The sequence below is a fragment of the Geodermatophilus sp. CPCC 206100 genome (genome assembly GCF_048569675.1).
Classification (GTDB): Bacteria; Actinomycetota; Actinomycetes; order Mycobacteriales; family Geodermatophilaceae; genus Geodermatophilus.
The window spans coordinates 1-9,035 of sequence record NZ_JAQISV010000026.1; the positions used below are offsets into that span (position 1 = coordinate 1).

Here is a 9,035-nt window from a genome sequence, read left to right on the forward strand (position 1 = left end):
CCCCCCCCCCCCCGGGGGGACGCCGAGCGGCGGGGGAGCGGGCGCCCCCCCGGCCGCCCGGCGGAGTGCGGGAGGAGGTCAGGCCGCGGCCTTGGTCTCCCAGAAGATCTTGTCGATCTCCGCGATGTAGTCGAGCAGCTTCTGGCCCTCGGCCGGGTCCATGCTGCCCTTGCCGCCCGAGGCGCCGGCCTGCTTGGTGGCCTTGTTGAACAGCTCGTGCAGCTGCGGGTACTTCTCGAAGTGCGGGGGCTTGAAGTAGTCGGTCCACAGCACCCACAGGTGGTGCTTGACCAGGTCGGAGCGCTGCTCCTTGATGAGGACGGCGCGCATGCGGAAGACCGGGTCCTCGTTGGCCTGGTACTTCTCCTGGATGGCCTTGACGGACTCGGCCTCGATGCGGGCCTGGGCCGGGTCGTACACGCCGCAGGGGAGGTCGCAGTGCGCGGTGGCCTCCACGGCGGAGAGCATGCGGAAACGCATGGACGTGCCTCCGGGTCTGGGTGGGTCGTGTCGTCTGCGACCCTACTCCCGGTGAACGCAGGCGACAGGTCCCGGGACGAGCCTCCCGTCGAGGTCCCGCCGCTGGTCACGGCCTGGGTCCTCGCCCGGGTGACCGGTCCGTCGATGTCCCCGACGGTGCGGCACGGGGACCGGCTCCTCGTGCGCCGGGTGCCGCCGGGTGCCTCGGTGCCGGCCGGGGTCGTCGTCCTCGCCCGGTTCCCGTCCCGGCCGGAGCTGCTCGTGGTCAAGCGGGTGCGGCGGGAGGTGCCCGGCGGTCACTGGGTCGAGGGGGACAACGCGCTCGTCGCCGACGACAGCCGGGCGTTCGGCCCGGCCGTCGTCGTCGGCCGGGTGGTGGGCCGGCTGTGGCCGCGCCCCGGGCCCCTGGGGGCGCGGCCGCCGGCGTCCGGGGACGGCGGGGAGCCCGGCCCCGGCCTCAGCGCGCCAGGAGGCGGGCCATGACGTCGGTGAGCGTGGCCCGCGGCCGGTCGGCCGGGCCGGGCGAGCGCGAGGCGCCTTCCGCCTCGATGCCGAAGGCCGACCGAGGCTGACGGACGCGGCCCGCTGAGGTGTCGAGACCCGCGGGCCCGGCCGGTCAGCCCCCGGCGCGCAGCTGCGCGTACCGCTCCGTGCACGACGCCATCGTCGGCAGCAGGCCCTGCTCGCGGGCCTCGGCGAGGGTGGGGGCCCGCTGGTCCTTGGCCGACAGCTCGAAGGCGACGTCGGCCGGCCAGGGCAGCCCGAGCGCGGGGTCCAGCGGGTCGATGCCGAACTCGCGGGCGGGGTCGTAGCCGCTGGACACCAGGTAGGTCACCGAGCTCCCGTCGGCCAGCGACAGGAAGGCGTGGCCGAGGCCCTCGGAGAGGTACACGGCGCGCGGCTGGTCGTCGCCGAGGACGACGGAGTCGTGCGCGCCGAACGTGGGCGAGCCGACCCGCACGTCGACGACCACGTCGAGCACCCGGCCGGTCGGGCAGTACACGTACTTCGCCTGTCCCGGGGGGACCAGCGCGAAGTGCACCCCGCGCAGCGCGCCGCGGGCCGAGATGCTGTGGTTGGCCTGGGCCAGGGGGAGGCCGTGGCCGACGGCCGAGGCCACGACGTCGGCCCGGTACCACTCGGTGAACCGGCCGCGGGTGTCGCCGTGCGCCACCAGGTCGATGACGTAGGCGTCGCGGACGGCCAGCTCGCGGATCTGCACGTCGGGACGGTATCCCGCGCCCCGGGCGGGACCTCGCCGAACACGGCGCTCCGAGCGGCCGGGACACCCCCGCCCGGCGGGCGCGGGCCGGGGCGGACCGGGCCTGGACGGGCCCGGGGAGGGATACCCTCCCGGGTCCATGGGCGCCCACCAGCCGCCGCACGACGGGACCGCCGACCGCTTCGCCTCCGACCCGGCGTTCGCGGTGCACGAGGGCGGGAAGCTGGCCGTCCGCCCGACCCGCTCGATCGACACGGTCGGCGACCTCGCGCTGACCTACACGCCGGGGGTCGCCCGCGTCAGCAGCGCCATCGCCGCGGAGCCGGAGCTGGCCGCGCGGTTCACCTGGGCGCCGCGGGTGGTCGCCGTCGTCTCCGACGGCACCGCCGTCCTGGGCCTCGGGGACATCGGGCCGGCCGCCGCCCTGCCGGTCATGGAGGGCAAGGCCTGCCTGTTCGCCGAGTTCGCCGGGCTGTCGTCGGTGCCCGTGGTGCTCTCCACGACCGACGTCGACGCGATCGTCGAGACGGTGGTCGCCATCGCGCCGTCCTTCGGCGGCATCAACCTCGAGGACATCAGCGCCCCCCGGTGCTTCGAGGTCGAGGACCGGCTCCGGGCGCGGCTGGACATCCCGGTCATGCACGACGACCAGCACGGGACGGCGATCGTCGTCCTGGCCGCGCTGCGCAACGCCGCCCGGGTGGTGGGCCGGGAGCTCGGCGACCTGCGGGTGGTCGTCTCCGGCGCGGGCGCGGCCGGGATCGCCTGCACCCGGATCCTGCTCGGCGCGGGTGTCGGGGACATCGCGGTGGCCGACAGCCGGGGCGTGATCCACGCCGGCCGCGACGACCTCACCCCGGTCAAGCGGTGGGTCGCGGAGCACACCAACCGGAGCGGGTACGCCGGCACGATGGCCGGGGCGCTGGAGGGCGCCGACGTCTACCTGGGCCTGTCGGGCGGGTCGGTGCCCGAGGCGGCGATCGCGGCGATGGCACCGGGCTGCATCGTGTTCTCCCTGGCCAACCCGATCCCCGAGGTCGACCCGGACATGGCGGCCCGGTACGCCGCCGTCGTCGCCACCGGGCGCAGCGGAGAGCCCAACCAGATCAACAACGTGCTCGCCTTCCCGGGCGTCTTCCGCGGGGCGATCGACGCCGGTGCGACCCGCATCACCGAGGAGATGAAGCTGGCCGCGGCGGCCGCGATCGCCGGCGTCGTGGGCGACGAGGTGCGTGCCGACTACGTCGTCCCCAGCCCGCTGGACCGCCGGGTCGCCGAGGCCGTCGCCGCCGCGGTGGCCGACTGCGCCCGCGAGCAGGGCGTCACCCGGTGAGGCAGGGCCCTCCTGCTCAGGCGGGGGTGGCGGCCAGCCGGTCGAGGGTGGCGCGCCACAGCCGCGGGAACGCCACCGGTCCGAGCAGCCGCTGGCCCAGCAGGATCGCGCGGCCGCGCAGTCCGCGCGGGGCGCCGTGGTCGATGAGGACGTCGACCCGGCTGCCCCCGTCCGCCCGCGGGTGGATGACGACCTCGCCGCGGCCGCGCCGGCAGTGGTCGCTGTCGAGGAGCGTCCACCGCACCGTGCCCGGCTGCGACCAGTCGTAGCGGAGCAGGACCCAGATCCGCGTGCCGCGGCTGCCCTCGCGGACCACCGCCCAGGTGTCGCCGGCCTCGCGCAGCTCGTACTTGGCCGGGTCGAGGGTGCGCTGCCAGACCTCCAGGCGGCGTCCGCTCACGTCGGTGAAGGCGGCCGCCACCTGCCCGGGCGTCGCCGCGGTGTCGAGGCTGAACCGGAAGAGCACCCGCCGCCCCCTCCCGCCGGTGCCCGGCCGCGGCCGGACAGGTGGGGCACAGCCTCCTCGGGCCGGACGAGGGCGTCCAGATCCCGCTCAGACGTGCCCGGTCAGCGCTCCACCGCCGCCGGCCGGTAGACCAGGTCCAGGACGCCGGCCAGCAGCCGCTCGGCCAGCGGCCGGGGCAGCGCGGCGACCAGCGCGTGCACCGGCGCCATGCGGGCCGGCAGCCGGCCGCCGCCGACCCCCGCCAGCTCCAGCAGCGCGTCGACCTCGGCGACCGTCAGCGCGGCCGGGTCCAGCGTCGCCGCGGCCGCCAGCAGGCCGGGGTCGGCGACCGGCCGGGGCAGCGCCGCGGCGGCGCGGGCGGCGTCGCGCAGGTCGGCGAGCAGGGCGTCGACCCGGCCGGCGGTCGCCGCGGTGACCGTCAGGTGCACGGTGGCGGGCAGGTCGGCGCCCCCGGGCTGGGCGAACGGCGGCTGGGGCTGCAGCAGCCAGCCGCGGGCGGTCATCTCGTCGGCGAGGGTGAGCACGTCGACGCCGTCCGGGCCGTCCTGGGCCACCGCGACGAGGGTGGACACCGGCGTCCCCACCACCCGCAGCCCGTCGATCGCCCCGATGCCCCCGGCGAGCGCCTCCGTGGCTCCGCGGGCCCGCCGGGCCAGCGTCCGGTAGCCGTCGACGCCGAGCAGCCGGTGCACCGCCCACGCGGCGGCCATCGGCCCGGCCGGCCGGGTGCCGGCCAGCGTCGGGTTGACCACCGGGTAGCCCGGCCAGTCCGCGGTGGCGAACCAGTGGGCCTGCCGCAGCTCCGGGTCGGCGACGAGCAGCACGGAGACCCCCTTCGGGGCGTAGCCGTACTTGTGCAGGTCGGCCGACAGCGAGGTCACGCCGGGCACCGAGAGGTCGAACCGCTCCGGGACGTCGTCGAGGAAGGGCAGCACCCAGCCGCCGATGCAGGCGTCCACGTGGCAGGGGACGCCGGCCGCCGCGGCCAGGGCGGCGACCTCGCCCACCGGGTCCAGGACCCCGTGCGGATAGGACGGCGCGCTGACGACGACCAGGGCCGCCCGCTCGTCGAGCAGCCCGGCGACGGCGGCCGGCTGCGCCCGGCAGGTGACCGGGTCCACCGGCACGTCGGCCACCTCGAGGTCGAACAGGTGCGCGGCCTTGCGGAACGCCGCGTGCGCGGTGACCGGGAGCAGCAGCCGCGGGCGCCCGGGGAGCCCGCGCCGTCGCCAGCGTTCGCGGGCGGCCAGCACCGCCAGCAGGCAGCTCTCCGTTCCGCCGCTGGTGAGGGTGCCGACGGTTCCCGCGCCCCCGCCGAGCAGCGCCGCGGCCGCGCCCACGAGGTCGTTCTCGATGCGGGCGACGCTGGGGAAGGCGGTCGGGTCCAGCGCGTTGGTCCACTGGTAGGCCGCCTGCGCGCCGGCCGCGAGGTCGTCGAGCCCCGGCACCCCGGAGTCGTAGACGTAGGCCATGGTCGCGCCACCGTGGGTCGGCACGTCGCCCGACTGCAGCGCGGTCAGCTCGGCGAGCACGTCCTCGGGCGTCACGGGGTCGTCTCCTCGAGGCGGTAGCGGGCGAAGAAGGGCAGCGCGGCCAGCACGAGCAGCGCGGGGACGACGCTGAAGCCCAGCTGCACCGCGGTGACGGCCGAGGCGGACTGCACGACGTCCTCGCCGGTCGAGGAGACGTACCCGGCCAGCCCCAGCAGGCCGCCGAGCAACCCCGGGCCCACGGCCAGGCCGAGCGTCTCGGCGGCCGTCCAGACGCCGGTGAAGACCCCGGCCCGCCGCTGCCCGGAGGCCGCCTCGTCGGCGGCGATGACGTCGGGCAGCATCGCCAGCGGGAACATCTGCATGCCGGCGTAGCCGATCCCGACGAGGACGACGAGCGCGACGACCAGGCCGGTTCCACCCGCGTCGCCGACCGCCAGTGCCGCGGCGCCGGCGGCGAACAGCACCGAGGCGAGGAGCAGGCCGGCCCGCTTGCCCCGGCGGCGGCTGATCCGGAGCCACAGCGGCATCACGAGGATGGCGGGGCCGACCAGCGCCGCGAACAGCAGCGACCCGGCGGCGGGGTCGCCGAGCACCTGCCGCGAGTAGTAGGGGACCCCAGCGAGCATCACGCCGATCCCCAGCGCCTGGACGACGAAGCCGAGCAGCAGCAGCCGGAACGGCCGCGACCGCCAGGCCAGGGCCACGGTGGCCAGCAGCCGGTCCTCGCTGTGGACCCGGCTGAGCGTCGGCGCCGACCGCGTGCCGGCGACCGCGCCGAGCATGCCCAGCGCCAGCAGGACCGCGACGAACGCCGCCATCGCCAGGTGCCCGGCCCGACCGCCGCCGGCCAGGTCGACGACCGCGGGCGCGCCCGCGCCGGCCAGCAGGATGCCCAGCGCCAGCACCGCCACCCGCCAGGACATCAGGGTGGCCCGCTCGCCGGGGTCGTCGGTGATCTCGGCCGGCTGGGCCACGTAGGGCACCTGGAAGCACCCGTAGGCGGTGGCGGCCAGCAGGAAGGCCACGGCCACCCAGCCGGCGGCGAGCGCGGGCGGGGCGCCCGGGCCGGCGAAGACCAGCACGAACAGCAGCGGGAGGGTCAGCCCCCCGGCCAGCATCCACGGCCGGCGCGGCCCCCAGCGGCTCTCGGTGCGGTCCGAGCGGCTGCCGATCCACGGGTTGAGGACGACGTCCCACGCCTTGGGCGCGAAGACCACCAGGCCGGCGATCCCGGCCGCCACCCCCAGCACGTCGGTCAGGTAGAAGAGCAGGAGCAGCCCGGGCACGGTGCCGAAGGCCGCGGTCCCGATCGAGCCCAGGGCGTAGCCGACGTGGGTCCGCCGGCCGAGCCGGGGCGCCGGGCGCGCGGGGGAGACGGCGGTCACGGCGGGCAACCTAGCGGGCCGGGGAGCGCGCAGCGCTCAGAGCAGGCCGCGCAGGCCGACCAGCCACGGGTCGACCGTCGTCCGCAGGTCGGTGTTCAGGTAGACGTACCAGAGCGTGGCGACGACGAAGGCCGGGGCGAGGACGGCCTTCTCCAGGGTGGCCCCGGTGCGCAGCGGGGTGAGCGCGAGGCGGCAGCGCCTCACCAGCCAGATCAGCGGCACGGGGACGCCCTGCTTGGTGATGGCGTCGCCCGCGATGTGGGTGAGCACGCCGAGGGCCACCGCCCACGGCAGCCAGGCCGGCGGCGGCATGTGCTCCAGCAGCAGCCAGGCGGCGCCCCAGGACAGCACCAGGTTGCCGACGACGGTGTTCTCCGCGCGCCCCGGGATCACGAAGTGCAGCGCGCGCAGCGCCAGCCCGATCGCCAGCGCCATGAGCAGCAGGCTGGACCAGAAGGCATTGGCGGCGGCCAGTGCCAGCGCGCCGAACGCGAGGGGTGCCAGCACCGCGTCGTGGGTGCCCCACCGGTGCCCCTGCGCCAGCCGCCCGACCGCCCCGGACGGGACGTCGGTCATCGGGCCCCACATGTCCGACACCGTCGAGCCGCTGGAGTCCAGGTCCGGCAGCATCGCCATCCCGCCGACGGCGGCGATCCAGGCGACCTGTGCGACCGGCCCCTCGACGGGAGCCCACGGCAGGGTCGCCGCGCCCGCGGCGAGCCCGGACAGGGCGTGGGAGTGACCGAGCACGCACGAAGCGTGCCGCCGACCCCGGCACCAGCGGGGGATCCCGCCGGTCGGGCGTGTCGGTCAGGGCTTCCCGGCCATCAGCACCGCGACGGCCACGAGGAGCAGGGAGACCACGCCCGACCCGGCGGCCAGCCGGCCGTAGACGGTGGACCCGGCCGACGGGTCCCGCTCCAGCGCGGCGGCCGCCCAGGTGACGACCTTCGTCGAGCGGGTGAGCAGCCCGACCACGGGCGCGTTGCCCGCCCGCACGGCGCGCAGCGCGGTGTGCGGCAGCAGGGCCATCGGCCCGATGAGGAACACGGCGGTCACGACGTGCAGGACGGCGAGGACGGTGCCCATGGCGGGAGGCTAGGGGCGCGTGGCGGCCTCGCCGGGCGCGGGGTCGGCGGCGGCCCCCGGGGCGTCGGAGCGGGCCCGGCCGCGGGGGACCACGGCCGCGGCGAGCAGGCCGAGCGTCGTCGAGCCCAGCATCACCAGGGCCATCGGCAGGAGCGCCCCGGAGGGGCCGAGGCCGGCCAGCGGCGCCACCAGCGCGCCGAGGCCGAACTGGACGACGCCGAGCAGCGCCGACGCGGTGCCGGCCACGTGCCCGGCGTCGGCCATCGCCAGCGCGGTGGCGTTGGGCACCAGCAGACCGGTGGACGTCGTGACGAGGAACAGCGCCGGCAGGACGACCCCCAGCGGCCACCCGGCGAGCGCGGCGACCACGAGGACGGCGCCCCCGACCGCCTGCCCGGCCAGCCCGGCGCGCAACAACAGGCGGGGGCTCACCCGGCCGACGAGGGCACGGGAGAGCTGGCCGGCCAGCACGATGCCGATCCCGTTGGCGCCGAAGGCGAGGGCGAACTGCTGCGGCGAGAGCCCGTAGCCGCCCTGCAGGACGAAGGAGGAGGTCGAGATGTAGGTGAACAGCGTGCCGAAGCCCAGGCCCTGGGCCAGCACCGCGGCGACGAAGGCCCGCCGGCGCAGCAGCTCCCGGGCGTTGGCCAGGGTCGTGCGCAGCCCGCCGACCACCCGGCGCTGGACCGGCAGCGTCTCCGGCAGCCGCCAGAGGAGCGCGCCGACGACGAGCAGCCCGATGAGCGTCAGCGTGCCGAACACGCCCCGCCAATCGGTCACGTTCAGCAGCAGGCCGCCGGCCAGCGGGGCCAGCACCGGCGCGGCCGCCATGATCGAGGCCAGCATGGCGAAGGCCCGCGCCGCGGCGACGCCCTCGAGCAGGTCACGGACGATCGCCCGCGCGAGCACGATCCCCGCCGCGCCGCCGAGGCCCTGCAGGAGCCGGATGGTCACGAGGACCCAGACGCTCGGCGCGAGGGCGCACAGCACCGAGGCGAGGGTCCACGCGCCGACGCCCAGGAGCACCGGGCCGCGCCGCCCGTAGCGGTCCGACAGCGGGCCGGCGAGCAGCTGGCCGAGGGCCAGGCCGACGGCCGCGGCGGACACGGTCAGCTGGACGGCGGACTGGCTCGCGGCGAACTCGTCCTCGACCGACGGCAGCGCGGGCAGGTACAGGTCCATCGACAGCGGCCCGAAGGCCGACAGGACGCCCAGGAGGACCGTGAGATCCCGGCGCAGCCCACCGCGGCCGGTGAGGCCCGCCGGCAGGGCCGTTCCCCGGTGGGGGGTCGAGGGGTCGGTCACTCGTCCGGGCCGTCGTCGTCCGTGCCGCCGCGGGCCAGCCAGGTCGCCAGCCGGTCGACCGGCACCTCGAAGTCGGGGAACTGGTCGACGAACGCCTGCATCTGGTCGGCCAGCCAGGCGAGGGTGACCTGCTCCTCGCCCCGCCGGTCGGCGAGCTCCTCGAGCCCCTTGTCGGTGAAGTACACGCTCCCGAACCTACGACGCGCGGGCGGCGAGGGGCGTGGGCCGGCGGGGGGGGGGGCGCGCGGGGGGGGGGGGCGGG

The 9,035-nt window shown here is 76.9% G+C and carries 11 protein-coding genes; 2 read left to right on the top strand and 9 right to left on the bottom strand.

Going from position 1 to position 9,035, the window contains the following annotated elements; genetic code table 11:
* Window positions 1-78: 78 nt before the first annotated feature.
* Window positions 79-480 (bottom strand): superoxide dismutase, Ni, encoded by a 402-nt coding sequence (gene sodN, locus PGN05_RS13775; RefSeq protein ID WP_419753119.1) that lies wholly within the window; start codon window positions 478-480, stop codon window positions 79-81.
* A 51-nt stretch (window positions 481-531) separates the two neighbouring features.
* Between sodN and PGN05_RS13780 the strand changes: the two genes are divergently transcribed.
* Complete coding sequence (locus tag PGN05_RS13780; protein WP_419753120.1) at window positions 532-963, top strand: S26 family signal peptidase; 432 nt, start codon at window positions 532-534, stop codon at window positions 961-963.
* 133 nt (window positions 964-1,096) lie between these two features.
* On the opposite strand, the gene PGN05_RS13785 is transcribed toward PGN05_RS13780, so the two are convergent.
* A complete protein-coding gene (locus PGN05_RS13785; RefSeq protein ID WP_419753121.1) occupies window positions 1,097-1,702 on the bottom strand; it encodes a dTDP-4-dehydrorhamnose 3,5-epimerase family protein in 606 nt (201 codons plus the stop codon).
* 139 nt (window positions 1,703-1,841) lie between these two features.
* Between PGN05_RS13785 and PGN05_RS13790 the strand changes: the two genes are divergently transcribed.
* On the top strand, window positions 1,842-3,035 hold the full coding sequence (locus PGN05_RS13790) for an NAD(P)-dependent malic enzyme (protein ID WP_419753122.1): 1,194 nt from the start codon (window positions 1,842-1,844) through the stop codon (window positions 3,033-3,035).
* Between the two features lie 16 nt (window positions 3,036-3,051).
* Here PGN05_RS13790 and PGN05_RS13795 read toward each other — a convergent pair whose 3' ends face one another.
* The 7 genes from PGN05_RS13795 to PGN05_RS13825 form a co-directional block, all read right to left on the bottom strand.
* On the bottom strand, window positions 3,052-3,501 hold the full coding sequence (locus PGN05_RS13795; protein ID WP_419753123.1) for a hypothetical protein: 450 nt from the start codon (window positions 3,499-3,501) through the stop codon (window positions 3,052-3,054).
* Window positions 3,502-3,602: 101 nt separating this feature from the next.
* Window positions 3,603-5,048, bottom strand: a complete 1,446-nt coding sequence (locus PGN05_RS13800) for a pyridoxal phosphate-dependent decarboxylase family protein (protein WP_419753124.1) — start codon at window positions 5,046-5,048, stop codon at window positions 3,603-3,605.
* On the bottom strand, window positions 5,045-6,379 hold the full coding sequence (locus PGN05_RS13805) for an MFS transporter (RefSeq protein ID WP_419753125.1): 1,335 nt from the start codon (window positions 6,377-6,379) through the stop codon (window positions 5,045-5,047). Before PGN05_RS13805 ends, PGN05_RS13800 begins: the two co-directional genes overlap by 4 nt.
* 36 nt (window positions 6,380-6,415) lie before the next feature.
* Complete coding sequence (locus tag PGN05_RS13810; RefSeq protein ID WP_419753126.1) at window positions 6,416-7,129, bottom strand: metal-dependent hydrolase; 714 nt, start codon at window positions 7,127-7,129, stop codon at window positions 6,416-6,418.
* Between the two features lie 60 nt (window positions 7,130-7,189).
* The gene (locus PGN05_RS13815) at window positions 7,190-7,468 is read right to left on the bottom strand and encodes a hypothetical protein (protein WP_419753127.1); all 279 of its coding nucleotides are present in this window, start codon (window positions 7,466-7,468) and stop codon (window positions 7,190-7,192) included.
* 9 nt (window positions 7,469-7,477) lie between these two features.
* Entirely contained in the window at window positions 7,478-8,773 is a 1,296-nt protein-coding gene (locus tag PGN05_RS13820; protein WP_419753128.1) for a multidrug effflux MFS transporter, read from the bottom strand.
* A complete protein-coding gene (locus PGN05_RS13825) occupies window positions 8,770-8,958 on the bottom strand; it encodes a DUF6104 family protein (RefSeq protein WP_419753129.1) in 189 nt (62 codons plus the stop codon). The genes PGN05_RS13820 and PGN05_RS13825 overlap by 4 nt, the downstream gene beginning before the upstream one ends.
* Window positions 8,959-9,035: the final 77 nt, after the last annotated feature.

What these genes read in the sequence shown, in the direction of transcription:
- PGN05_RS13815 (WP_419753127.1), bottom strand. Translation starts at nt 7,468, where the DNA reads ATGGGCACCGTCCTCGCCGTCCTGCACGTCGTGACCGCCGTGTTCCTC.
- sodN (WP_419753119.1), bottom strand. Translation starts at nt 480, where the DNA reads ATGCGTTTCCGCATGCTCTCCGCCGTGGAGGCCACCGCGCACTGCGAC.
- PGN05_RS13790 (WP_419753122.1), top strand. Translation starts at nt 1,842, where the DNA reads ATGGGCGCCCACCAGCCGCCGCACGACGGGACCGCCGACCGCTTCGCC.